Source organism: Micromonospora sp. URMC 105 (genome assembly GCF_051386295.1).
Classification (GTDB): Bacteria; Actinomycetota; Actinomycetes; order Mycobacteriales; family Micromonosporaceae; genus Micromonospora.
Window position 1 is genome coordinate 1 of record NZ_JBPQTL010000091.1, and the last position, 22,764, is coordinate 22,764.

The following is a 22,764-nucleotide window of genomic DNA, read 5'->3' on the forward strand; positions in this document are numbered from 1 at the left end:
CGCCCGAGGGACGAGCGGTGAGGCTGACCCGCAGCTGGTGGGCGCGCGACAGGTGCGCGACGACGAGCAGGCCCAGGTGCGCCGCCGGGTTGCCGCCGGCCGGTGCCGGCGCGGTGCCGGCCAGCATGGCGTTGAGCTGCGGCAGCTGGTGCGGGTCGATGCCGACGCCGGCGTCCTCGGCCCGGAGCAGCACGCTGCCGTCCTCGGTGACGTAGGCGGAGACGACCACCGGCGAGGTGGGCGGGGAGAAGCGGGTCGCGTTGTCGAGCAGTTCGGTGAGCACCCGGATGACGTCGTCGGCGGCGAACTCGACGACCCCCAGGTTCACGACGTGTCCGACCCGGACCCGGGGGTAGTGCTCGATGGCCGAGGAGGCGGCCCGGACCACGTCGACCAGGGTGACGGGCTGCGGGCTGGCGTCCTCGACGCGGCGGCCCAGCAGCACCTGGAGGTTCTCCGCGTGGCGGCGGATGCGGGTGTTCGCGTGGTCGATGCGGTAGAGCCGTTCCAGCCGTTCCGGGTCCTGCTCGTCGGTCTCCACCGCTTCCAGGTGGCTGCCCATCTGGTACGCCGAGGCGAGGATGCGTAGCGCGAACTGGTCGCAGATCGCCGGCCAGAGGTTCTCCGCGTGGTTCTCCGGCGGGGGTGGGCTCGCCGCGGTGGCGTCTGCCTGCGCGAGTGCGGGATCCAGCCATCGGGCCGCCCGCTGCCGCCACGTCATGCGTCGACGATGCGGTGCCGTCACTGTGGACATCTCGTCGTGTTTCACGAAATAGCAGACCTATCGGTAATCAGATGTTCTGACACGGTGCAGCAGTCAACCACCGTTCGGTCCTGCTGGCAACACCGAACGGTTGACCTGAGGCTTTTCGCACCGGACCGGCACCGTCTCCGGCGCTCCCGCGCAAGGAGGTCACCCGGCGACGACGCCACCGGGCGTACGGGTCGGCCGGGGTCGGTCAGCCGGTGCTCGCGCCACCGCCCGCCTGCCGTGCCGGTCCGGGACCGGTCGCCTGGAAGCCATGTCTGTACATCGCTCGCGGCGTCCGGAATGCAACATCATTTTCTGAAGCGATCACCACACCGGGCCGGTCAGGTGCCGTGCAGCATTCCCGCCGGCACCGCGACGGGGCGCGTCCGTTGTGGACATCAAGCGGCCGATCGCGGGCGGTACCGGCGCCGCCGGAGACAGCGCGCGTCCACAGCGGAGCAACCGGCCCGGCGGTTGGCGCGACCCGGGGCTGACCCGAGCCCGGCCGGAGGATCAGTCGAGCAGGCCCCCGGTGGGCAGCGGCAGCCCGGGCAGGGGCGGCAGCAGCGACGAACTCGGCGCCGGCCCCGTCGGCAGGGGAGGCTTCGGCGCCGACGGCTTCGGCAGCGACGGCAGGAGGCCCGACCCGGAGCTGGACCGCGGCGTGGGCCGTGCCGACGGCGACGCCGGGGCGCTCGGCGGCGCGGCCGGGGCCGAAGCCCCGGGTGAACCGCCGCCGGTCGAGGCGGCCGGCGCGGGCGCCGGCGGCGGGGCGCACCCGGGCGAGCCGGGGCAGCGCGGCGTCGCCAGCTCCCGCAGGAGGGCGTCGATCTCGGCGCGCAGCCGGTCCGCCCCGGCGGGGTCGGCGACCCAGGCCAGGTCCTGCCGAGCCTGGTCGATCCAGTGCCGGGCCTCGTCGAGCCGACCGGCGGCGACGGCGTCGCGGGCCCGGGCGATGCTCTGCTCGACGGTGCGCACCGCGGCCTGCTCGGGATGCAGCACCTTGGTCAGCGACCACAGCGGGCTCGTCGGCCCGGCGTTCCTGCTGCCCACCCCCAGCCCCGTCGCCAGCACCAGGACGGCGGCCACGGCGGCGGCCAGCCGCAGTGCCCACGGCCGGGGCCGCCGCGGTCGGACGCGACCGGCCAGGACGTCCGCCGGCCCGGAGCGGAGATCGGCACCGACCCGCCCGCCCGGCCGGCCGGCGCTGGTACCGACGGCGAGCAGCGGGGCGCTGAGCCCGGTGTCGTCGGCGTCGGCGGTGACGTCGGCGCGCCACGCGGCGAGCATCGCCGCCAGTTCGTCGCCGTCGGCCCCCTCCTCGCCCCGCCCGAGCGCGTCGAGGAGCAGGTCGTCGCGAGTGACCGTGGTGAGGTCCAGTTCCTCACCGCCGTCCGGCTCGTGCCTGCTCATGCCGCCACCTCGTCAAGTCCGCTGCCGGCCAGCGTACGGAGCCGGGCGAGGGCACGGGACTGGGCCACCCGCACGGCCGCGGCCGACATCCCGAGGATGGCGCCCACCTCCTCGGCGGTCAGGCCGACCGCCACCCGGAGCGTGACGATCTCCCGCTGCACGTCGGGGAGCCGCTGCAACAGCACCGACAGCCGGCGGGCCAGGTCGGTCGCCACGGCCTGCTGTTCCGGACCGGGCGCCGCGTCCGGCCGCTCCAGCGGGCTGTCGGTCATGGTGACGGCGGAGTCGCGTACCGCCGCCCGCTGGGCGTCGGCGACCTTGTGCGCGGCGACGGCGAAGACGAACGCCGAGAAGGGCTTGCCCTGCTCGCGGTAGCGGGGCAGCGCCTTCAGCACCGCCAGGCAGACCTCCTGGGCGACGTCGTCGGCCGTGGTGTACGCCCCGCCGACCCGGCCGAGCCGCGCCCGGCAGTAGCGCACGAGTCCCGGCCGTACGTCGGTGAGCAGGGCCGACACCGCCCCCGGGTCGCCATCGGCGGCCCGGCGGACGAGCTCTGGCTCGATCGCTGTGGTCATGGGTTGCGAGGCACCTTCATTACCGGCGGGTTAACGGCACGGTAGCGAGACGCAGGCCACTTTGCATAGGTCACCCTCTGCGCTCGCCCGGGTGCGCAAAGAAGTGTGTTGCGTTCCGTCCGCCCGCCGCGATGTCCCTGATGTCGACGGAGGGAGGGCGCATGGGTGTCGAAGTGGCCGTGCAGGGACTGACCAAGTCCTTCGGTGGCCAGCCGGTCTGGTCGGACATCAGCCTGACCCTGCCGGCGGGTGAGATCTCGGTGCTGCTGGGCCCGTCCGGCACCGGCAAGTCGGTGTTCCTCAAGACCCTGGTGGGGCTGCTGCGGCCCGATGCCGGTTCGATCTGGATCGAGGGCAAGGACCTGCCCCGGCTCTCCGAGCGCGCGCTGTACGAGGTGCGCAAGCTGTTCGGGGTGCTGTTCCAGGACGGCGCGCTGTTCGGCTCGATGACCATCTACGACAACGTCGCGTTCCCGCTGCGCGAGCACACCCGCAAGTCCGAGTCGCAGATCCGCGACGTGGTCAACGAGAAGCTCGACATGGTCGGGCTGGTCGGCGCCGAGAAGAAGCTCCCGGGCGAGATCTCCGGCGGCATGCGCAAGCGGGCCGGGCTGGCCCGCGCGCTCGTGCTCGACCCCAGCATCGTCCTGTTCGACGAGCCCGACTCCGGGCTGGACCCGGTGCGCACCGCGTACCTGAACCAGCTCATCATCGACCTCAACCAGCGGACCCAGGCGACGTTCCTGATCGTCACGCACGACATCAACACCGCCCGCACGGTGCCGGACAACATCGGCCTGATCTACCACGGGCACCTCGCCATGTTCGGGCCCCGGGAGATGCTGCTGTCCAGCACCGAGCCGGTGGTGCGGCAGTTCCTCAACGCCCAACGGGTCGGCCCGATCGGGATGGCCGAGGAGAAGGACGCCGAGGAGCTGCAGGCCGAGGCCGACGCCGGGGCCGAGCTGCCTCCGCTGCCGCCCATCCCGCTGCAGCTGCCGCCCTCGGACGGGCTGCCCCGGGCCGCCGAGCGCCCGCCGGGGCAGTGGTGCCGCGACAACGGCGTCACCCCGCCGCCCGGTTCCTTCGAGGGCCGCCGCGACACCACGCAGCCCACCGTCGAGCTGGGCCGCGAACTCGCCGCCGACGAGCGGCACCAGCGGACGGTGACCCGATGAGCGCCCCCGTCACCGCCGTCCGCGCCACCGGCGAGTTCTTCGCGTTCTGCCTGGACACCCTGCGCAGCCTGGGCCGCCGGCCGGTGCAGGTCCGGGAGTTCGTGCAGCAGGCCTGGTTCATCAGCTCGGTGTCCATCCTGCCGGCCGCGCTGGTCTCCATCCCCTTCGGCGCGGTCATCGCGTTGCAGCTCGGCTCGCTGGTCCGGCAGCTCGGCGCGCAGTCGTTCACCGGGGCCGCGTCGGTGCTCGCGGTGGTCCGCGAGGCGGGCCCGATCGTCACCGCGCTGATCATCGCCGGGGCGGGCGGCTCGGCCATCTGCGCCGACCTCGGTTCCCGCAAGATCCGCGAGGAACTCGACGCGATGCAGGTGCTCGGCATCGACCCGATCCAGCGCCTGGTGGTGCCCCGCGTGCTCGCCTCGATGCTGGTCGCCGTCCTGCTCAACGGCCTGGTCAGCGTGGTCGGGGTGACCGGCGGCTACCTGTTCAACGTGGTGCTGCAGGGCGGCACCCCCGGCGCGTACCTGGCCAGCTTCCAGGCCCTCGGGCAACTGCCGGACCTGCTGGTGGGCGAGGTCAAGGCGCTGCTCTTCGGCGCCGCCGCCGCGCTGGTCGCCTGCTACAAGGGCATGACCGCCAAGGGCGGCCCGAAGGGGGTCGGCGACGCCGTCAACCAGAGCGTGGTGATCACCTTCATGCTGCTGTTCGCCCTGAACTTCCTCGTCACGGCCGTGTACTTCCAGGTCGTACCGCAGAAGGGAAGCTGACGTGGCGGTGCTGCGACATCTCGACGACCTGGGCGGCCAGCTCGCCTTCTACCTGCGTGCCATCGCGTGGGCGCCCCGGACCGTCCGCCGGTACAAGCGCGAGGTGATCCGGCTGCTGGCCGAGGTCAGCTTCGGCTCCGGCGCGCTGGCCGTGCTCGGCGGCACCGTCGGCGTCATCTGCTTCCTGACCTTCTTCACCGGCACCGAGGTCGGGCTGCAGGGCTACCAGGCGCTCAACCAGATCGGCAGCAGCGCGTTCACCGGCTTCGTCTCCGCGTACTTCAACACCCGGGAGATCTCGCCGCTGGTGGCGGCGCTGGCGCTGTCGGCCACCGTCGGCTGCGGCTTCACCGCCCAGCTCGGCGCGATGCGGATCTCCGAGGAGGTGGACGCCCTGGAGGTGATGGGCGTGCCCTCCCTGCCGTTCCTGGTGACCACCCGCATGATCGCCGGCTTCGTCGCGGTGATCCCGCTGTACGTGGTGGGCCTGCTCAGCAGCTACCTCGCCACCCGCACCATCGCCGTCGGCTACTTCGGACAGTCCGCCGGCACCTACGACTACTACTTCCACCTGTTCCTGCCGCCGGTGGACGTGCTCTGGTCCTTCGGCAAGGTGCTGGTCTTCAGCGTGATCGTGGTGCTGGTGCACTGCTACTACGGCTACACCGCCAAGGGCGGGCCCGCCGCCGTCGGCGTCGCGGTCGGCCGGGCCGTCCGGCTCTCGATCGTCGCGGTCAACATCGTCGACTTCTTCCTGTCGCTGGCCATCTGGGGCGCGACCACCACCGTCCGGATCGCGGGGTGAGCATGAGACATCGCATTCTCGGCATCGTCTTCGTCGCCGTGCTGACCGCGGCGCTGACCGGCTCGGTGCTGCAGTACCGCAAGGCGTTCACCCCGGTCGCCTGGGTCACGCTGCACGCCGGCCGGACCGGGCTCCAGCTCAACCAGGGCGCCGACGTCAAGGTGCGCGGGGTCGTCGTCGGCGAGGTGCGCGAGGTCGCCAGCGCCGGCGCCGGCGCCACCGTCCGGCTGGCGCTGGACCCGGCCACCACCGCGCGCATCCCCGCCGACGTGACCGCGCGGCTGTTGCCGAAGACCCTCTTCGGCGAGCGGTACGTCGAACTCGTCCCGCCCGCCGGCGGCGCCGCGCCGCCGATCCGCGACGGGGCCGTCATCGGCCAGGACCGCAGCCGTACCGCGGTGGAACTGGAACGGGTCCTCGACGAGGCCCTGCCGCTGCTGCAGGCGATCCGGCCCGACCAGCTCGCCGCGACGCTGGGCGCCCTGTCGACCGCGCTGGAGGGGCGCGGCGACCGGCTCGGCGAGAACATCACCCGGCTCGACGCCTACCTGCGGGAGCTGAACCCCGCCATGCCGGTCATCGCCGAGGACGTCCGGAAGCTGGCCGTCGTGCTGGACAGCTACGACGTAGCGCTGCCCGACCTGCTCGCCCTGCTGCGCGACGTGACCGTCACCGCCCGCACCGTCGCCGACCAGCGCGACCAGCTGGCCGCGTTCCTCGCCGACGCCACCCGCACCGCCGACGTCACCCGGGACTTCCTCGACCGGCACGGCGACCAGCTCATCGCCCTCGGCGAGGTCAGCCGGCCGGTGCTGGAACTGCTCGCCGCCTACGCCCCCGAGTACCCCTGCCTGGTGAGCGGGCTGGTCGCCCTGCAACCGCGCGTCGAGGAGGTCTTCGCCGGTGGGCGGATGCACATCACCCTCGAGGTCACCCGCGACGGCGGCAAGTACGAGCGGGGACGCGACGAGCCGGTCTACGGCGCGAAGAACGGCCCCGCGTGCCACGGCCTGCCCCGACCGGCGCAGCCGGCACCCGAGGTGCGGATCGCCGACGGGTACGACCACTCCGGCGCCCGCCCGCGTAGCCCCCTCCCTGTCGGCACGACCGCGACCCCGCCCCCGGCCGGCTCCCCGGCCATGGGCCGGGCCGGCACCGGCGAGGAGCGCGCCCTGGTCAAACCCCTCGTCGGTGCCGTCACCGGCACCCCACCGGCGGAGGTCCCCGACATCGCGGTCCTGCTCTGGGGTCCGCTGCTGCGCGGCGGGGTGGTGAACGCCCGATGAGCGGCCGGACGATCTCGCCCCTGCTGAAGCTGGTGGTCTTCGCCGTGGTGACGCTGTCGCTGACCGCGCTGCTGGCGCAGACGCTCGGCGCCTTCCCGCCCGGCGGCGTCACCTACCGGGCCCGGTTCACCGACGTCACCGGCCTGCTGCCCGGCGACGACGTCCGCGTCGCCGGGGTGAAGGTCGGCCGGGTCCGCACCATCAGGGTGGTCGACGACACCGTCGCCGAGGTGGCCTTCACCGTCACCGAGGACGTCCCGGTGGCCACCAGCGTCCGCGCCAAGATCCGCTACCGCAACCTGGTGGGCCAGCGGTACGTGGCGTTGAGCGAGGGGCCGGGGGAGGGGCGGCCACTGCGCGCCGACGGGCTCATCCCGCTCGGCCAGACCACCCCGGCGCTGGACCTCACCGTGCTGTTCAACGGGTTCCGGCCGCTGTTCACCGCGCTGAGCCCCGAGGACGTCAACAAGCTCGCCTACGAGATCATCCAGGTGCTCCAGGGCGAGGGCGGCACCGTCACCAGCCTGCTGCAACGGACCGCCTCGCTGACCCACACCCTGGCCGACCGGGACGCCGTCATCGGCCGGGTCATCACCAACCTCAACAGCGTGCTCGGCACCCTCGCCGACCGGGACCGCGATCTCGACCGGAGCATCGCCCAGTTGCAGGAGTTCGTCTCCGGCCTCTCCGGCGACCGCAAGGCCATCGGCGAGTCGCTGGTCAGCATCGGTGAACTCACCACCGCCACGTCCAGCCTGATCGAGCAGGCCCGCCCCCCGCTCGCCGCGGACGTCCGCGCCCTGGACCAGCTCGCCGGCAACCTCAACCGCAACGCCGCCGTCATCGACGGCACCCTCGGGCGGTTGCCCGAGCGCTACGAGGCACTGACCCGCGTCGCCTCCTACGGCTCGTGGTTCAACTTCTACCTCTGCGACTTCGACGGCAACGTGGCGGTGGCCGGCCGGGCGCCGCTCGACGTACCCACCTTCAGCGCCCCGGCCGCCCGCTGTTCCACCGGAGGCAGCCGATGACACCGTTCCGTGAACGCAACCCCGTCGTCGTCGGATCGATCGGGCTGACGCTGATCGTCGCCGCGCTGCTGGGCGCCTTCCAGCTCGACCGGCTGGCCACCCTCACCGGACGCGCGTACCAGGCGGCCTTCCACGACGCCAGCGGCCTCACCGCCGGCAGCGAGGTGCGGGTCGCCGGGGTACGGGTCGGCAAGGTGACCGCCGTGGAACTCGCCCGCGACGGCGCGTCCTACGTCCGGGTCCGCTTCCGCGTGGACGACGACGGCGTCCGGCTCGGCACCGAGACCGGCGCCACCATCCGGATCAAGACGGTGCTCGGCCAGAAGTACCTGGCGCTGTCGCCGGCCGGACCGGGGCGGCTGCGCGAGGGCGGGCAGATCCCGCTGGCCCGCACCGCGGCGCCGTTCGACGTGGTGCAGGCGGTCACCGGACTCGCCGACACCCTGGACAAGGTCGACACCGAGCAGCTCGCCGCGGCCTTCACCACCCTGTCGCAGACCTTCGCCGAGACCCCCGGCAGCGTCAACGCCTCGCTGACCGGCCTGTCCCGGCTGTCCCGGACCGTGGCCGACCGCGACGCCGAACTGCGGACGCTGCTCACCCGGGCCCGGAAGGTCACCGCTGTGCTCGCCACCCGCGATGAGGAGTTCCGCAAGCTGGTCACCGACGGCGAGGCCCTGCTGAGCGAGGTGAGCAAGCGGCGCGACGCCATCCACAAGCTGCTCGTCGGCACCGACGACCTCGCCACCCAGCTCTCCGGACTGGTCGCCGACAACCGCACCCAGCTCGCCCCGGCGCTGCAGAAGCTGCGCGAGGTGGTAGCCATCCTGCAACGCAACCGGGACGACCTCGAGAAGACCATCCAACGGATGGCCCCGTTCGTCACCGCGTTCGCCAACGTGGTCGGCAACGGCCGCTGGTTCGACTCGTACGTCTCCGGGCTGCTCCAGCCGTACCAGCCCACCACGGGAGGTCGCTGATGCCAGGCCCCGTCCAGCGCTGGCGGCGGCCGCTCGCCGTCGCCACCGCCCTGCTGGTCGCCGTCGCCGCCGGCGTGGTCGTCCTGCGCGACGACACCCCGCCACGACAGGTGGTCGCCTGGTTCACCCGGGCCGTCGGGGTGTATCCCGGCTCCGACGTACGGGTGCTGGGCGTCCGGGTGGGCGAGGTGGTCGCGGTGACCCCGCAGGGCCGCGCGGTCAAGGTCACCATGCGCTACGACCGGGAGGTCTCCGTACCGGCCGACGCGCAGGCGCTGATCGTGCCGCCCAGCGTGGTCAGCGATCGGTACGTGCAGCTCACCCCCGCCTACGCCGGCGGGGCGGCGCTTGGCGACGGGGCGGAGATTCCGCTGGAGCGCACCGCCGCGCCGATGGAGATCGACGACATCTACCAGGCGCTCGACGAGTTCAACCGCACCCTCGGCCCCACCGGCGCCAACCGCGACGGGGCGCTGTCCGACCTGGTCGCCACCGGCCGCGCCAACCTGGAGGGCAACGGGCAGGAGCTGCACGACACCCTCGACGGCCTGTCCCGGGCGCTGACCACCCTCGCCGACGGCCGGCAGGACCTGTTCGGCTCGGTCGCCAACCTGCAACGCTTCACCACCGCGCTGGCCCGCAGCGACCAGCAGGTGCGCGCCTTCAACCGGCAGTTGGCCGACGTCGCCGAACAGCTCGCCGGCGAGCGCGAGGAACTGGCCGCCGCGCTGCGCAACCTCGCCACCGCGCTGGACGACGTCACCGCGTTCGTGAAGCAGAACCGCACGGCGCTGACCTCCAACGTCACCGCGCTGACGGAGATCACCGGCGTGCTGGTCCGCCAGCAGCAGGCGGTCATCGAGATCCTCGACGTGGCCCCGCTCGCGGTGAACAACCTCCACCTCGCCTACAACGCCCGCTCCGGCACGCTGGACACCCGCAACAACGCGATGGGCCCGTACGACCCGGCCGGCTTCGCCTGCTCGCTGATGGTCGACCAGCTCCCCGCCGCCCAGGTGCCCGCGAAGTGCCTGGCCCTCGCGCAGACCCTGCACTCCCGCGGGCTGCCCATGACCGATCAGCTGCGCAAGCTGCTCAAGCTGCCGCCCGGCGCCCCGGCGATCGGCGGGTCCTCACCGGGACCTCCGATCAGCTCCCCCGGTGCGCCGATCACCGACCAGGCGCCGGGCGGCTCCTCCCTCACCAGCGACCCCACCCTCGGCGGCATCCTGCGGGGTGTGTCGTGACCGCCCGGGTGCTCCGCGCCCTGGCCGGGGCGGTCCTGGTGGCGCTGCTCCCGGCCGGGTGCGGCCTGCCCGACCTCGCCGACCTGCCGCTGCCCGGCGGCGCCCCGGCCGGCGAGGGGTACGCCGTCACCGCCGAGTTCAGCGACGTGCTGGACCTGGTGCCGCAGGCCGCCGTCAAGGTCGACGACGTGACCGTCGGCAGCGTCGAGAAGATCTCCCTCTCCGGTTGGACCGCCCGGGTCACCCTGCGGGTCGGCGCCGACGTGCGGCTGCCCGCCAACGCGACCGCCGCGGTGCGGCAGAGCAGCCTGCTGGGCGAGAAGTACGTGACGCTCGCCGCCCCGCCCACCGCCCCGGCCGGCGCCCGGCTCGCCGACGGCGACGTGATCCCGCTGTCCCGCACCGCCCGCGGCGCCGAGGTCGAGGAGGTCCTCGCCGCCCTCGGCCTGCTGCTCAACGGCGGCGGCCTGGCCCAGCTACGGACCATCAACCAGGAACTCGGCGCCGCGCTGGAGGGGCGCGAACCGGCCGTCCGGGACGCGCTGGGCCAGCTGGAGGAGTTCATCGGCGGGCTGGACAAGCAGAAGGCCGACCTGGTCCGCGCCCTCGACGCCCTCGACCGGCTGACCGGCCGGCTCGCCCGGCAGAAGCAGGTGCTCGGCGAGGCGGTGGACTCCCTCGCCCCGGGCGTCACCGTGCTGGCCCGCCAGCGCGCCCAGCTGACCGAGGCGCTGACCGCCCTCGGTGAACTCGGCGAGGTCGGCACCCGGGTGGTCAACCGCAGCCGCGACGACACGCTCGCCGACCTCCGGGCGCTGCAACCGATCCTGGAGCAGCTGGTACGCGCCGGCGACGACCTGCCGAAGTCGCTGGACTTCATGCTGTCGTACCCGTTCCCGCCGAACGTCACCGGCGCGATCGTCGGCGACTTCGTCAACCTCTCCGTGACCGCCGACCTCGACTCGGCCTCGATCCTGTCCAACCTGGTCGCCGCCGCGCCGGTGCCGGCCCGGCCGGTCGCCCCGCCGACGGCGCCCGGCACGGCCGGGCCGCCCACGGCCGGTGGCCCGGGCAGCACGCCGCGACCCGGTGCCGGCCCGCTGCCCGAGCTGCCGCTCACCCGGTGCCTGCCGGACCCGAAGAACTTCCCGGCGACCTGGACACCACCGAAGGACTGCCTGCTGCCCGAGGGCTGCGTCCTGCTCAAGCCCGGCTCGACGGTGCCCGTCGGCGGCCTGGTGCTGCCCAAGGGCCTGGTGCCGCCGGGGACGGCGTTTCCGGCCGGCACCGAACTGCCCGCTGGCACCGTCCTGTCGGCGCCGTGCGTGCTGCCGGTGACCGGCGCGGTGACCGGACAGATCGGCGACCTGCCGGACCTGCTGGGAGGGGGACTGCGGCCATGATCGGACGTACGGCGAAGGTGCAGGTCCTGGCCTTCCTGCTGGTGAGCGTGCTCGGCGTCGGCTACGTGGGGATCAAGTACGTCGGGCTCGGTGACCGCCTCTTCGGCGGCAGCTACGTGGTCCACCTGGACCTCGCCCGCGCCGGCGGCATCTTCAGCAACGCCCCGGTCACCTACCGGGGGGTGCCGATCGGCCGGGTCACCAAGGTCGCCCTGCGCGACGGTGGGGTCCGCGCCGACCTGCGGCTGCGCCGCGACGTGCGGGTGCCCGACGACCTGCGCGCCGTGGTGGCGCAGCGCTCCGCCGTCGGCGAGCAGTACGTCGACCTGCGCCCGGAGCGGGACAGCGGCCCGTTCCTCGCCGGCGGCTCGGTGATCCCGGCGGACCGTACCGGTGTCCCGCTGGCTCCGGAGCAGCTACTGACCAACCTCGACGCCCTGGTCCGCTCGCTGGATCCCGACGACCTCACCGTGCTGATCACCGAGCTGGGCACCGCCTTCGAGGGCAACGAGCAGGCGCTGGAGCGGATCCTCGACGCCGGCGACCTGCTGCTGAACGAGGCGACCGCCCGGCTGCCGGAGACGCTCGCGCTCATCGAGGACGGACGGACCGTGCTCACCACCCAGGCGGAGTCGGCGGAGGCGCTGCGCCGGTGGGCGGCGGGGCTGGCGCAGCTCGCGGCGACCGTCCGCGCGGCCGACCCGGACCTGCGCCGGCTGCTGGCCAACGGACCGCCCGCCGGGACCGAACTGGTCGCCCTGCTGCGTGGCCTGGAGCCGGCGGTCGGCACGCTGCTGGGCAACCTGGTGACCGTCAACGGCATCGCCGCCCGGCGGCTGCCCGGCATCGAGCAGTTGCTGGTGGTGTACCCGCTCGCCGTCGCCGGCGGGTTCACGGTCGCGCCGGGCGACGGCACCGCCCACTTCGGCCTGGTCGTCAACGCCAACGACCCGCCGCCCTGCACCTACGGCGGCGGCAGCAGGACGTGCGACCCGGCGGAGCGGGCGGCCGGCGCCGGCGTGCGCGGCGCCGCCAACGCCCCCCGGCCGGGCGGTCGGGAGCCCGCCCCGGCGCCCGGCCCGTCCGGCGCCGCGCCCGCCGGTCCGGCCGGGACCGCCGGGTACGACCCGGCCACCGGTCTGGTGCTCGGCACCGACGGCCGGCCGTTGCAGTTCGGCGGGACCGGCGGTCAGGCCCGGATGGCCGGGGACCAGTCGTGGAAGCAGCTGCTGCTCGCCGGGGTGACCCCGTGACCGGCGCGAAGGAGGAGGTGGCGATGCAGGCCCGCAGGGACCACACGCTGAAAGTGATCAAGGGGGCGAAGCCCAACGTGCCCGGCCGCGCCCCGCGGCGCCGGGTCGTCCCCCGGCAGGTGTCCGGGTCCGCCGCGTCGATCGAGGATCTGCTGGAACGGATCGACCGGGAGCCGGTGGAGGACGACGACCCGGCCGACGCCCAGGACCCGGTCGGCGGGGACGACCCGGCGGACGCCGACGGCCCGCCGCAGGAGGCCGAGGGCCGTCCCGGCGCGCGCAAGCGGACCGGGGACGGCCCGGCGGGACGCCGGCGACCGCTGGTCGGGCTGCTCGTGGTGCTGCTCGCCGCGGCGCTCGCCGCGGCCGGCACCACCGGCCACCGGTGGTACGTCGACCGGGCGACGGACCAGGCCCGGCAGCAGGCCGTCGCCGCCGCCAAGCAGGCCAGCGTCAACTTCGTCTCGGTCAGCGCGGCGAGCGTCGACCGGGACACCCAGCGGATCACCGACGGAGCCACCGGCGACTTCAAGGAGGAGTTCGTCCGCGGCCAGTCGCAGGTCCGCACCGCCGTGGTGGAGAACAAGGTCGAGTCCACCGGATCGGTGCTGCGGGCCGGTCTCGTCTCCGGCGACCGCCGTCGCGCGGTCGTCCTGGTGGCCGTCGACGCCACCGTCAAGAACGTCAAGGCGCCGCAGGGCCGGCTGTCGCACTACCGCATCCAGCTGGACATGGTCCACGACCGGGACAGCGACCGGTGGCTCGTCGCCCGCCTGCAGTTCGTCGGCTGAGAGAGGGAGGACCCGTGGGTACCCTGATCCGATTCGTGCGGCGGCGGCCCGCCCCCCGGTGGCGACCGGCCCGGTTCGGGCTGGTCCCGGCGCTGGTGGCCGCGACCGTGCTGGCCGCCGCGGTCGCCGGCCTCGCCTGGTGGGGCAACCACCGGGCCGCGCAGCGGGACACCGCGGTACGCCAGGCGCTGGCCACCGCCCCCGCCGCCGCCAAGGCGATCTTCTCCTACGACTACCGGGCCTTCGACGACAGCGTGGCCAACGGCCGCACTTTCGCCACCGGCCCGTTCGCCGAGGAGTACGCCCAGACCACCGCGGCGCTGAAGCAGACCGCCACCAAGCAGCAGGCGGTGGTGGCGGCCGAGGTGTCCTCGACGGGCGTGGTGACCGCGACCGCAGACCGGGTCGAGCTGCTGGTGTACCTCAACCAGTACCGGCGCAACGTGACCACGGCGGGGGAGAAGGTCGACCAGAACCGGGTGGTGCTCACCCTGGTCCCGGTCGACGGTGACTGGAAGGTCGCCCGGGCCACGGCCGTCTGAGGCCGCCGCAGCCGGTCGGGCCGGCGTCGACACCCGGTGGCGCGCGGCCGCTGCACCTGCCGGCCCGCCGCCACCGGTCCTTCGACGGGTCGACGGGCCGCAGCGCAGGTTTCCTCCCGCCGGTGGCGGGTAGCCGTCGCCGGACAGACAGGCCACCGACGGGAGACGACCGTGGGGTACCAGGCGCGTGACGGTGAGCTGCCGGTCGACCCGGAGCACGCCGAGGACGAGGCCGGCCAGGCCCGGCTCGTGCAGGTGGAGGCGGACACCGAGGTTCCCGCCCCGGACGACACCGACACCCGTCCGGACCTGGTCACCCAGGACGACGGGTCGGGCGTGGCCGGTGGTGCGTCCGGCGGCAGCGGCGGCGGCTCCGGTATGCCGGGGCACCCGGACGCCGCCCGCTGACCCGCCGGCCGGCGCCGCTCAGCCGCCCCGGGCGAACAGGGCCAGCCGTACCCGGTTGGGGCTGCTGGTCTTGGTCATCAGGCTGGTGATGTGGGTCTTGACCGTGGTGACGCCGATGTGCAGCCGCTCGGCGATCTCCGTGTTCGACAATCCTTCGGCGACCAGGTCCAGCACGTCCTGTTCGCGCGCGGTCAGACCCTGGGCCGGCTGCGGCGTCCCGGCGCGGGCGTGCACCGCCCGCTGGACCAGGCGCCGCAGCACGTCCTGGCTGAACGGGCTGTCGCCCGCGGCGGCCCGGCGGATGCCGTCGAGCAGGTCGGCCGGGGGTGCGTCCTTGAGCAGGAAGCCGCAGGCGCCGGCGGTCAGGGCCGGGTAGAGGTGGTCGTCGTCGCCGAAGGTGGTCAGCACCAGCACGCGGGTGGCGGGGCGCTCGGCGAGGATGCGGCTGGTCGCGGTGATCCCGTCGACGCCGGGCATGCGCAGGTCCATCACGACGACGTCGGGGACCAGCCGGGCGGCGAGGGTGATGGCGTCGCGGCCGTTGTCGGCCTCGCCGACGACCTCGATGTCGGGCTGGGCGTCGCAGAGCATGCGCAGGCCGGCGCGGATGAGGTGCTGGTCGTCGACGAACAGGACACGGATCATGACGGCTCCGTCGGGTGCGGTGCGGCCGGTTCGTCGCCGCGGCGGGGCGCCGGTGTGCCGACCGGCTGCGGGGGTGGGGCCGGCGCGGAGGTGACGGCCGGGAGGACGGTACGCACCCGCCAGCCCGCGCCGACCGGCCCCGCCTCCAACCGTCCGCCGAGGACCTCGACGCGCTCGCGCATGCCGGTGATGCCGTGGCCGCCGCCGGGCGGCACCGCCGCCGGGACCCGTCCGCGCCCGTCGTCGGAGACCTCCCAGTGCACGGCGGCGTCGACCACGGACACCGACAGGCGGGCCCGTGCGGACGTGCCGGCGTGCTTGGCCACGTTGGTCAGCGCCTCCTGGGTCAGTCGCAGCACCGCCAGGCCCCGGACCGCGTCGAGCGAACCGACCGTCGGGTCGACGTCGGCCTCCACCGTGACGCCGGCCTGGCGGGCCCGGTCGACCGCCGCGCCGAGCGCCGCCGGGAGCGCCGCCGGCTCGATCGCGGTCAGCGCCGCGTCGCCGCGTACCCCGTCGGGGTGGCGCAGGACCGCGACCAGCCGGCGCAGGTCCGCCAGGGCCGCGGTCCCCGTGCCGTGCACGTCGTCGAAGACCGCACCCACCCGGGGGTCCAGCTCGGTCAGCACGTGCCGGGCCACGCCGACCCGCAGCACCATCGACGCCACGTGGTGGGCGACCACGTCGTGCAGCTCGCGGGCGATGGCGCTGCGTTCGTCGGCGCGGGCGGCGCGGCTCTCCGACTCACGCCGGCGCTGCTCCTCCGCCGCCCGCTCCTCGGCCTGCCGGCCCAGCTCCCGGGTGGTCCGGATGACCAGGCCGAGCAGCAGCGGCAGGCCGACCTCCACGGTCAGCCCGAAGATGCCGGAGAGGATGCGTCGGAACGGATCGCCGATCGAATCGGTCAGGGCGACGGCGGCCAGCAGCCCGCCGGCCAGCCAGACGGTCCGCGGCCGGTCCGCCCGCATGGTCAGCTCCAGCAGGGCCCAGCCGGCACCGACCTGGTTGATCGTGGTGTCGTCGACGAGCTGGATGGCGACGGCCAGCAGCGCGGCCTGCGCGATCAGGTTGACCAGTGGCCGGCGGTGCAACGCCGCCGCGACGGCGAACGCGACCACCGCGAGGAACCACTGGGTGGGCGTCGGCGAGCGTCCGGCGTTGGCGCCGAGGACCAGGTAGCCGACGCCGCTGAGGTCGAGCAGCAGCATCCGCGCGAGCGTGTCCCGCGCGTCGAACAGCCGTCCCACCCACCGCACGCCGCTCAGCCTAGGTGGTGCGGCTCGCCGGCGACGGCCGCCGCCGGCCGGGCCCAGCCGGCCCGGAGCCCGAGGTAGGCGGCCAGGCCGACCGGTCCGAGCAGGATCGTCAGCACCAGCACCGGGGCCATCACCAGCGCGGGCACGCCGCGTTCCCGGCTGTCGAGCCACGCCCAGCGGCCGGCGAACAGGTCGAACGCGACCATGTGCGCCCAGGCCGCCGTCGCGCCGTCGGCGCCGCCGAGCAGGTCGCGCACGCCGTCCAGGGTCGGCGACGTCACCACCGGCAGCACCTCGCCGAGCGCCGGGAGCACCACCATCGCGTAGATCACCAGGACCGGCAGCACGATCAGCGGCGAGCTGACGATCCGCACGGTGCCGGACCAGCGCGGCAGCAGGATCATCAGCGCCCAGAACGGCGCGACCAGGGTGAAGGTCAGCGTGAACAGCGCCGCGGTCATGCCGCCAGCGCCAGTTCCGGGCGGCGCCGACGGGCCACGACCACGCCGGCGGCGGTCGCGGTCGCCAGGAGCAGGGCCGCCACGGCGGCCAGCGTAAGGGCGTCCGGGCGCAGCAGCGGCTGCCCGCGCAGGGCCTGCCAGGTCAACAGCACCGTGAGTACGCCGTAGGCGGTACCCGCGACGACCAGCAGCCGGACCCGGGTCCGCTCGTCCAGCCGCGTCCCGAACCGGGTCAGCAGGAGCGCCAGGACGGGCAACGCCTGCAGGGCGTGCAGGCCCACGAAGTGCCCGATCCGCAGGTCGCCGCCGGTGGTGCTCCAGCCGGCCAGCGGCAGCCCGGGCCCGCCGTCCGGGACGCCCACGCTGTGCGCCCCGCTGATGGCCTCGATCGCCGGCTCCTGGGCGGGCAGCACCATCGGCACCGCCGCCAGCATGCCCAGCAGGGACAGGCCGATCCCCAGCCCGACCGCGTACCTGGCGGCCCGGTCCGCGATCCGCCGTTGCAGCATCACGACCCCGATGACGAAGTGCGCGGTGAACAGCACGCCGATCGACGCGCCCATCACCGTGAACAGGGCGGCGTTCAGCGGGGTGGTCTCGTTGAAGTGGCTGGTGGTGCCGCGCAGCACCTGCCCGACGATCACGGCCATCTCGACCACCGACATGGCGACGACGACGGTGACCGCCCGTTCCGCGAGCCGGCTGCGGCGCGGCAGCAGGGAGAGCATCCAGGCCAGGGTGGTGCCGTACAGCACGAAGGACACCGAGAACTTGAACGGCTTGAGCCAGATCGGCGCGCCGGTGAGGACGCGCGGGTCGGTGAGGACGCCGATCGCGGAGACGACGGCGAGCACCGCCATCGCCGCGACGGAGACCATCATGGGGCGGTGCCAGTGTGCCGCCCGGCGCAACGTGGTAGTCATGCCTGTAGATGCTGGTGAACGGGCCTGCCGACAGCGCCCGACCGCAGGCCCCGGTGGCGGCCGGCAGTCGGAGCGCCGCCTCCTCCCCGGGGAGGAGGCGCCAGGTCGGACCGGGGAACGAGGCTCAGTCCACCCGGGCCGGGGCAGGATGGCCAGATGGACATCGAACCGGTCGACGTCGCGCCGGAGCAGCGGTTCCGGCGGGCGATCCTGGGGCAGCGGTGGGAGAACCTCACCTTCCTGCACTGGGCGGTCGCGCCGGAGCTGGTCGCGCCCCTGCTCCCCGTCGGCACCCGTCCGGACACCCTGGACGGGGTCAGCTACGTCGGCCTGATCGGCTTCCGGATGGTCGGGCTCGGCCTCGGCCGGGGGCCGGGGGTGCCGTACCTCGGCACCTTCTACGAGACGAACGTCCGGCTCTACTCGATCGACCACACCGGCCGGCGCGCGGTGGTGTTCCGCTCCCTCGACGCGTCCCGGCTGGTGCCGGTGCTGGTGGCCCGGGCGACGCTGCGCCTGCCGTACCTGTGGTCGAGGATGCGGTTGGAGCGCGACGGCGACCGCTACACCTACCGGTGTCGGCGTCGCTGGCCCGGCCCGGCCGGTACGACGAGCCGGATGGTGGTCCGGGTGGGCGAACCGATCGCCGAGCCGACCGCGCTGGAGCACTTCGTCACCGCCCGCTGGGGCCTGCACACCCGGGCGTACGGGCGCACGCTGCACCTGCCGAACTGGCATCCCCGCTGGCCGCTGCACCGGGCCGAGCTGCGGCACCTGGACGACGAACTGGTCGCCGCCGCGGGGCTGCCGCCGCCGGCCGGTCCGCCGGCCAGTGTGCTCTTCTCCCCGGGTGTCCCGGTCCGGTTCGGCCCACCGGTCCGGCTGCCCGAATCGGGGTGACCGCAGGGCGGGCCGCAGAGGGCGCCGTGCCGGCCCGGCGGCGCGGCCGTCACCTCGTGCTGGTGGCCGACAGGACGGGCAGACGGGCCAGGACGTTGGCGGTCGCCACCCGGACCGGATCGGGGTTCGCCCAGCTCCAGTTCGGATGGGCCCGGTTGGTGAGCAGCACGAACACCGTGCTGCGGGCGGGGCTGACCAGCAGGGACGTGCCGGTGAAGCCGGTGTGCCCGAAGGTGGTGGGTCGGCTGAGCTCGCCCATGAACCAGGGCTGGTGCAGCACCACGCCGAGCCCGTGGTCGGCGGTCCGGCCCGGTCGTTCCGGGTCCACGGCGGGCAGTCCTGCGTTGGCGTTGGTCAGCATCCGGCGGACGGTGCTCTCGGCCAGGATCCGCTGCCCGCCGTAGGTGCCGCCGTCGAGCAGCAGCCGGCCGACGACGGCCACCTCCTGCGCCGTGCTGAAGATCCCGGCGTGCCCGGCGATGCCGCCCAGGTGGTTGGCCACGTCGTCGTGCACGACGCCGCGCAGCAGGCCCCGGGAGGACCGCGCGTCGGTGGCGACCAGCCGGGTGGCCCGGTCGGTGGCGCTGAGCCAGGTGTTCGGGTTGAAGCCGGTCCAGCGCAGGCCGAGCGGGTCGGTCAGCCCGGTCTTCAACGCCTGGTCGAGCCGCTGACCGGTCACCTTCTCCACCAGCTTGCCCACGACCATGAGCCCGACGCTCGAGTAGCGGAACACCCGGCCGGGGACCGCGCCGCTGACCAGCGGGGTGGCCAGGACCGCGCGCCACCGCTCGGCCAGGGTGGCGTAGCCGGTCACGGTGGCCCCGACGGGGAGCCCGCTGGTGTGGGTCAGCAGCATCGCCACGGTCACGGCCGACTTGCCGGCACCGGTGAACTCCGGCAGGTAGTTCACCACCGGCGCGTCGAGGTCGAGCCGGCCCCGGTCCACCTGCTGCAGGGCGAGGATCGAGGTGTAGACCTTGGTGATCGAGGCGAGGTCGAAGATCGAGTCGGTGCGCATCCGGACCCGGTCGGCGGCGGGCAGCAGCACCGGCCCGGCGCCGAAGCGCAGGGCCTCGCCGACGGCCACCTGCGCGTACGCCTGCCCGCCGTGCAGCGCCAGCGCGACCGCGCCCGCGTACATCGGGTGGGCCGGGTTCTGGCTGGTCGGCTTCAGGTAACCGCCGAGCACGGTGGTCAGCCGGCGGCCGACCGGCGACGTACGCACGACGGACCCGGTGACCGCGGCGGCACCCTGGCCGGGTGCGGGCGTGCCGGGCGTGCGCCACGAGCCGGCCGGACCCGTCGAGGGCTCTCCCCGGCAGCCGGCGAGTGCCGCGGTGGCGGCGGAGAGCCCGAGCCCGAGCAGCGAGCGACGTTTGATCGGCACGCGGGGATCATTCCATCCCGGGCCATCCGGAGACAGGGTGTTCGTCTCGCGCGCCGCCCGTATCGTCCGCCCTCGGGTCGTCGACGCGGGCCGGGACGCCGGTCAGGTCGGCGGTTCGTCGGGGGACTGCTCGTGCCAGCGGGCGCGCCACTCGGCCTCGTGCTTCTCGTAGCTCGTCCGCTCCCGCAGGGCGGCATCCCGCAGGGCCCGCCGGGAGTCGGCCATCACCACCACCTCCACGGCCACCAGCGCGACGCAGATCGCGGTCAGCAGGGCGAACGCGGCCAGCCCCGGCACTTGCGCCGCGACCGGCAGGGCGGCGGCGAGCACGAGCACCGTGCCGACCCGGGTCCAGGACACGGTGTGCAGGGTGCGGAGCTGGAACAGCATGTCCCCGCAGAGGTAGCAGATCACCCCGCCGAACAGCAGGGGCAGGCAGGGACCGTGCGGTGGTTCGCTGAGGCTGATCGCGGGGTCGGCGATCTGGCGCACGATCTCCTCGGCGCCCAGGGCGAACAGGATCACCCCGGCGATCATCACCAGGTGCACGTAGGCGTACGCGTCGCGGGCCATCGCCACCCGGGCGCGCCCCTGCGCGGCGTGCTGTGCGATCCGGGCGGCCGGCGCGAGCACGTCGTAGTGTGCCCACCACAGGGCGGCGGTGAAGACGATGCCCAGCACGGCCCCGGTGATCGCCGGCCAGGTGACCGGCTGGCCGAGGAGGTTGCCGCCGACGCCGACCGAGATGATCGACTCGCCCAGCGCAATGATCAGGATGAGGTCGTAGCGCTCCGTCCAGTGCTCGGCGGAGGTCACCATCCAGCCCCACGCGCCGGCGAGCAGACCGGCGCCGTACTGGAACAGCACGACGGCGAGCCACAACGCGTCGCGCACCAGGCCGGCCCGGCCCGGATCGCCGATGTGCGGCGGGATCAACGCGGCAGCCAGCAGCAGGAGGGTACTGACGATCAGTTCGGGGGAGTACTTCACCAGCAGTTGCCGCTCGCCCGGTCGCTCCCGCGCGACGTGCCAGTACAGCAGCAGGTGCACCCCCCGGATCACCAGGTAGCTGAGCGCGACCACCACCGGCCCGGCGGCCGTCCGCATCGGATCACCGAACGCCTGGGGCAGCGACAGCGCGAAGCAGAACAGGGCGGCCATCGCGGCGACCATCAGGACCGGGACGAAGCCCTCGCCCAGCCGGACCCGGGTGGCCACCACGCTGTGCACCACCCAGCACCACCACAGCACGGCGAGCACCAGCATGGCGTGCAGCAGCTGCCGCCCGGTGATGTTCGCGGCGGTGGCCCGGGTGATGATGAAGAACGAGAAGACGAACACCAGGTCGAAGAAGACCTCGAAGCGGTCCACCCGGGCGCCCGGGGCCATCCCGACGGCCGGGCCCAGCCCGCCGCGCCACCGGTAGCCCCCCACCGGTCCACTCTCCCAGCCCCGCACGCCGCCAGAGCCGGATTCGCCGCCGGTCGCCCGGCGGAGCGCGCGCCGGGTGGCCGGCGGCTACTCGCACCTGTCCTCGGACCCCCGCCCGTACGGCTCGCAGCAGTCGGCGCGGTGCCGGTACACCCGCAGGTCGCGGCCGCGTCGGTCGGCCAGCTCCGCGGTGATCTCGTACAGGCAGGCCCGCCACCGGACGGTCTCCCCGCCGCCGGGGACGACCTGGCCGTCACCCGGCCCGCCGCGCAGCAGCACGTCCACCCGATCGACGCTACGGCGTCGGCGGGCCGGACGCGGGCGTACCTGGACGCCGGCCGCCGGGCGGCACCGGATGATTACTGAGGGGTTGACCTAACCGTCGTCCCGCCGCATACTTAGGCCCATGCCTAAGCATGCGGGTGGCGGAGCGCGCGAGGCGGCGCTGGACGGGGTGTTCCACGCGCTGTCGGATCCCACCCGTCGCCGCGTGGTCGAGCGCCTCGGCCGGGGCCCGGCCACCACCAGCGATCTGGCGCGTCCGTTCGACATGGCACTGCCGTCGTTCCTCCAGCACCTGGGTGTTCTCGAACGCTCCGGCCTGGTGACGTCGGAGAAGAAGGGCCGGGTGCGGACCTACCGCCTCGCGCCCGAGCCGCTCGAGCGCGTCGACAGCTGGCTCGACGCGCAGCGGGCGATGTGGACCCGACGCCTCGACCAACTCGATTCGCTTCTCTACGACCTGAAGGAGCAGCAGACATGACCACCTACCCCGTGAACCCGGAGCTCGACCTCGTCCTGCGGCGCACCGTCGACGTCGCCCCCGAGCTGGTCTGGAAGGCCTGGACCACCCCCGAACTGCTGGTGCGCTGGTTCGCCCCGAAGCCCTGGTCCACCTCCTCCTGCGAGATCGACCTGCGGCCCGGCGGGCGCTTCGACACCGTGATGCGCTCGCCCGAGGGTGAGGAGTTCCCGAGCAGCGGCTGCATCCTGCTGGTCGAGGAGGGGTCGACGCTGGTGTTCACCTCCGGCCTGGGCCCGGGATTCCGCCCGCAGGTCACCGAGGACGGCTTCCCCTTCACCGCGGTGATCAGCATCGAGCCCGACGGCACCGGCACGCGGTACACCGCCACGGCCATGCACGCCGACGCGTCGGCGAAGAAGCAGCACGAGGAGATGGGCTTCGCCGAGGGCTGGGGCGCGGCGCTGGACCAGCTGGTGGACGTGGCGAAGTCCCTCTGACGGGCGCACCGGCCGTCACCGACGTGGGGCGGGACGGAACGGTCGCGGGGGGGGGGGGGGGGGGGGGGGGGGGGGGGGGGGGGGGGGGG

Annotated in this window: 25 protein-coding genes; 15 read left to right on the forward strand and 10 right to left on the reverse strand. The window is 74.1% G+C overall.

Going from position 1 to position 22,764, the window contains the following annotated elements:
* The 3 genes from ACSNN7_RS23260 to shbA all read right to left on the reverse strand — a co-directional run.
* Positions 1 to 721 (reverse strand): sensor histidine kinase (locus ACSNN7_RS23260; RefSeq protein WP_436683059.1); only part of this gene is annotated, 721 nt, incomplete at its 3' end.
* A 543-nt stretch (positions 722 to 1,264) separates the two neighbouring features.
* Positions 1,265 to 2,164: an anti-sigma-D factor RsdA gene (locus ACSNN7_RS23265; RefSeq protein ID WP_436683060.1), complete on the reverse strand. Its 900-nt coding sequence runs from the start codon at positions 2,162 to 2,164 to the stop codon at positions 1,265 to 1,267.
* Positions 2,161 to 2,739, reverse strand: a complete 579-nt coding sequence (shbA, locus tag ACSNN7_RS23270; protein ID WP_436683061.1) for an RNA polymerase sigma factor ShbA — start codon at positions 2,737 to 2,739, stop codon at positions 2,161 to 2,163. Before shbA ends, ACSNN7_RS23265 begins: the two co-directional genes overlap by 4 nt.
* 161 nt (positions 2,740 to 2,900) lie before the next feature.
* Between shbA and ACSNN7_RS23275 the strand changes: the two genes are divergently transcribed.
* The 12 genes from ACSNN7_RS23275 (at position 2,901) to ACSNN7_RS23330 (ending at position 14,430) form a co-directional block, all read left to right on the forward strand.
* Positions 2,901 to 3,917 (forward strand): ABC transporter ATP-binding protein, encoded by a 1,017-nt coding sequence (locus ACSNN7_RS23275; protein ID WP_436683062.1) that lies wholly within the window; start codon positions 2,901 to 2,903, stop codon positions 3,915 to 3,917.
* Positions 3,914 to 4,684 carry an MlaE family ABC transporter permease gene (locus ACSNN7_RS23280; protein ID WP_436683063.1) on the forward strand — a complete coding sequence of 257 codons (771 nt, stop codon included), beginning with the start codon at positions 3,914 to 3,916 and terminating at the stop codon, positions 4,682 to 4,684. The genes ACSNN7_RS23275 and ACSNN7_RS23280 overlap by 4 nt, the downstream gene beginning before the upstream one ends.
* 1 nt (position 4,685) lies before the next feature.
* On the forward strand, positions 4,686 to 5,489 hold the full coding sequence (locus ACSNN7_RS23285; RefSeq protein ID WP_436683064.1) for an MlaE family ABC transporter permease: 804 nt from the start codon (positions 4,686 to 4,688) through the stop codon (positions 5,487 to 5,489).
* Positions 5,490 to 5,491: 2 nt separating this feature from the next.
* Positions 5,492 to 6,775 (forward strand): MCE family protein, encoded by a 1,284-nt coding sequence (locus ACSNN7_RS23290; RefSeq protein WP_436683065.1) that lies wholly within the window; start codon positions 5,492 to 5,494, stop codon positions 6,773 to 6,775.
* A complete protein-coding gene (locus ACSNN7_RS23295; protein WP_436683066.1) occupies positions 6,772 to 7,806 on the forward strand; it encodes an MCE family protein in 1,035 nt (344 codons plus the stop codon). Before ACSNN7_RS23290 ends, ACSNN7_RS23295 begins: the two co-directional genes overlap by 4 nt.
* Positions 7,803 to 8,786, forward strand: a complete 984-nt coding sequence (locus ACSNN7_RS23300; RefSeq protein ID WP_436683067.1) for an MCE family protein — start codon at positions 7,803 to 7,805, stop codon at positions 8,784 to 8,786. Before ACSNN7_RS23295 ends, ACSNN7_RS23300 begins: the two co-directional genes overlap by 4 nt.
* Positions 8,786 to 10,033 (forward strand): MCE family protein, encoded by a 1,248-nt coding sequence (locus tag ACSNN7_RS23305; RefSeq protein WP_436683068.1) that lies wholly within the window; start codon positions 8,786 to 8,788, stop codon positions 10,031 to 10,033. The genes ACSNN7_RS23300 and ACSNN7_RS23305 overlap by 1 nt, the downstream gene beginning before the upstream one ends.
* Positions 10,030 to 11,436 (forward strand): MCE family protein, encoded by a 1,407-nt coding sequence (locus tag ACSNN7_RS23310; protein ID WP_436683069.1) that lies wholly within the window; start codon positions 10,030 to 10,032, stop codon positions 11,434 to 11,436. The genes ACSNN7_RS23305 and ACSNN7_RS23310 overlap by 4 nt, the downstream gene beginning before the upstream one ends.
* The gene (locus ACSNN7_RS23315) at positions 11,433 to 12,689 is read left to right on the forward strand and encodes an MCE family protein (protein WP_436683070.1); all 1,257 of its coding nucleotides are present in this window, start codon (positions 11,433 to 11,435) and stop codon (positions 12,687 to 12,689) included. Before ACSNN7_RS23310 ends, ACSNN7_RS23315 begins: the two co-directional genes overlap by 4 nt.
* The gene (locus ACSNN7_RS23320; RefSeq protein ID WP_436683071.1) at positions 12,686 to 13,480 is read left to right on the forward strand and encodes a hypothetical protein; all 795 of its coding nucleotides are present in this window, start codon (positions 12,686 to 12,688) and stop codon (positions 13,478 to 13,480) included. The genes ACSNN7_RS23315 and ACSNN7_RS23320 overlap by 4 nt, the downstream gene beginning before the upstream one ends.
* A 14-nt stretch (positions 13,481 to 13,494) precedes the next feature.
* The gene (locus tag ACSNN7_RS23325; protein ID WP_436683072.1) at positions 13,495 to 14,022 is read left to right on the forward strand and encodes a hypothetical protein; all 528 of its coding nucleotides are present in this window, start codon (positions 13,495 to 13,497) and stop codon (positions 14,020 to 14,022) included.
* Positions 14,023 to 14,193: 171 nt separating this feature from the next.
* Positions 14,194 to 14,430 (forward strand): preprotein translocase YidC, encoded by a 237-nt coding sequence (locus ACSNN7_RS23330; protein WP_334456585.1) that lies wholly within the window; start codon positions 14,194 to 14,196, stop codon positions 14,428 to 14,430.
* Positions 14,431 to 14,448: 18 nt separating this feature from the next.
* Here the strand turns inward: ACSNN7_RS23330 and ACSNN7_RS23335 are convergent, their stop codons facing one another.
* Genes ACSNN7_RS23335 through ACSNN7_RS23350 form a run of 4 tightly spaced genes read right to left on the reverse strand, consistent with a single transcriptional unit; the run spans position 14,449 to position 17,715 of the window.
* Entirely contained in the window at positions 14,449 to 15,075 is a 627-nt protein-coding gene (locus ACSNN7_RS23335; protein ID WP_436683073.1) for a response regulator transcription factor, read from the reverse strand.
* A complete protein-coding gene (locus ACSNN7_RS23340; protein WP_436683074.1) occupies positions 15,072 to 16,331 on the reverse strand; it encodes a sensor histidine kinase in 1,260 nt (419 codons plus the stop codon). The genes ACSNN7_RS23335 and ACSNN7_RS23340 overlap by 4 nt, the downstream gene beginning before the upstream one ends.
* Positions 16,332 to 16,336: 5 nt before the next feature.
* Entirely contained in the window at positions 16,337 to 16,792 is a 456-nt protein-coding gene (locus ACSNN7_RS23345) for an ABA4-like family protein (RefSeq protein WP_436683075.1), read from the reverse strand.
* On the reverse strand, positions 16,789 to 17,715 hold the full coding sequence (locus ACSNN7_RS23350) for a hypothetical protein (protein ID WP_436683076.1): 927 nt from the start codon (positions 17,713 to 17,715) through the stop codon (positions 16,789 to 16,791). The genes ACSNN7_RS23345 and ACSNN7_RS23350 overlap by 4 nt, the downstream gene beginning before the upstream one ends.
* 156 nt (positions 17,716 to 17,871) lie before the next feature.
* On the opposite strand from ACSNN7_RS23350, the gene ACSNN7_RS23355 reads away from it, so the two are divergent.
* Complete coding sequence (locus ACSNN7_RS23355; RefSeq protein ID WP_436683077.1) at positions 17,872 to 18,615, forward strand: YqjF family protein; 744 nt, start codon at positions 17,872 to 17,874, stop codon at positions 18,613 to 18,615.
* A 49-nt stretch (positions 18,616 to 18,664) separates the two neighbouring features.
* Here the strand turns inward: ACSNN7_RS23355 and ACSNN7_RS23360 are convergent, their stop codons facing one another.
* The 3 genes from ACSNN7_RS23360 to ACSNN7_RS23370 form a co-directional block, all read right to left on the reverse strand.
* Positions 18,665 to 20,002 (reverse strand): serine hydrolase domain-containing protein, encoded by a 1,338-nt coding sequence (locus tag ACSNN7_RS23360; RefSeq protein ID WP_436683078.1) that lies wholly within the window; start codon positions 20,000 to 20,002, stop codon positions 18,665 to 18,667.
* 102 nt (positions 20,003 to 20,104) lie between these two features.
* On the reverse strand, positions 20,105 to 21,436 hold the full coding sequence (locus ACSNN7_RS23365; protein WP_436683079.1) for a low temperature requirement protein A: 1,332 nt from the start codon (positions 21,434 to 21,436) through the stop codon (positions 20,105 to 20,107).
* A gap of 84 nt (positions 21,437 to 21,520) precedes the next feature.
* Positions 21,521 to 21,718 carry a hypothetical protein gene (locus ACSNN7_RS23370; RefSeq protein ID WP_436683080.1) on the reverse strand — a complete coding sequence of 66 codons (198 nt, stop codon included), beginning with the start codon at positions 21,716 to 21,718 and terminating at the stop codon, positions 21,521 to 21,523.
* A 121-nt stretch (positions 21,719 to 21,839) separates the two neighbouring features.
* Between ACSNN7_RS23370 and ACSNN7_RS23375 the strand changes: the two genes are divergently transcribed.
* Entirely contained in the window at positions 21,840 to 22,196 is a 357-nt protein-coding gene (locus tag ACSNN7_RS23375) for an ArsR/SmtB family transcription factor (protein ID WP_436683081.1), read from the forward strand.
* Positions 22,193 to 22,675, forward strand: a complete 483-nt coding sequence (locus ACSNN7_RS23380) for an SRPBCC family protein (RefSeq protein WP_436683082.1) — start codon at positions 22,193 to 22,195, stop codon at positions 22,673 to 22,675. Before ACSNN7_RS23375 ends, ACSNN7_RS23380 begins: the two co-directional genes overlap by 4 nt.
* The last annotated feature ends 89 nt before the right edge of the window (positions 22,676 to 22,764 follow it).

Bases quoted from the DNA above. Each gene is read 5' to 3' on its own strand.
- ACSNN7_RS23265 (WP_436683060.1), bottom strand. From the start codon at position 2,164: ATGAGCAGGCACGAGCCGGACGGCGGTGAGGAACTGGACCTCACCACG.
- shbA (WP_436683061.1), bottom strand. From the start codon at position 2,739: ATGACCACAGCGATCGAGCCAGAGCTCGTCCGCCGGGCCGCCGATGGC.
- ACSNN7_RS23275 (WP_436683062.1), top strand. From the start codon at position 2,901: ATGGGTGTCGAAGTGGCCGTGCAGGGACTGACCAAGTCCTTCGGTGGC.
- ACSNN7_RS23280 (WP_436683063.1), top strand. From the start codon at position 3,914: ATGAGCGCCCCCGTCACCGCCGTCCGCGCCACCGGCGAGTTCTTCGCG.
- ACSNN7_RS23290 (WP_436683065.1), top strand. From the start codon at position 5,492: ATGAGACATCGCATTCTCGGCATCGTCTTCGTCGCCGTGCTGACCGCG.
- ACSNN7_RS23295 (WP_436683066.1), top strand. From the start codon at position 6,772: ATGAGCGGCCGGACGATCTCGCCCCTGCTGAAGCTGGTGGTCTTCGCC.
- ACSNN7_RS23300 (WP_436683067.1), top strand. From the start codon at position 7,803: ATGACACCGTTCCGTGAACGCAACCCCGTCGTCGTCGGATCGATCGGG.
- ACSNN7_RS23305 (WP_436683068.1), top strand. From the start codon at position 8,786: ATGCCAGGCCCCGTCCAGCGCTGGCGGCGGCCGCTCGCCGTCGCCACC.
- ACSNN7_RS23315 (WP_436683070.1), top strand. From the start codon at position 11,433: ATGATCGGACGTACGGCGAAGGTGCAGGTCCTGGCCTTCCTGCTGGTG.
- ACSNN7_RS23335 (WP_436683073.1), bottom strand. From the start codon at position 15,075: ATGATCCGTGTCCTGTTCGTCGACGACCAGCACCTCATCCGCGCCGGC.
- ACSNN7_RS23345 (WP_436683075.1), bottom strand. From the start codon at position 16,792: ATGACCGCGGCGCTGTTCACGCTGACCTTCACCCTGGTCGCGCCGTTC.
- ACSNN7_RS23350 (WP_436683076.1), bottom strand. From the start codon at position 17,715: ATGACTACCACGTTGCGCCGGGCGGCACACTGGCACCGCCCCATGATG.
- ACSNN7_RS23355 (WP_436683077.1), top strand. From the start codon at position 17,872: ATGGACATCGAACCGGTCGACGTCGCGCCGGAGCAGCGGTTCCGGCGG.
- ACSNN7_RS23375 (WP_436683081.1), top strand. From the start codon at position 21,840: ATGCCTAAGCATGCGGGTGGCGGAGCGCGCGAGGCGGCGCTGGACGGG.
- ACSNN7_RS23380 (WP_436683082.1), top strand. From the start codon at position 22,193: ATGACCACCTACCCCGTGAACCCGGAGCTCGACCTCGTCCTGCGGCGC.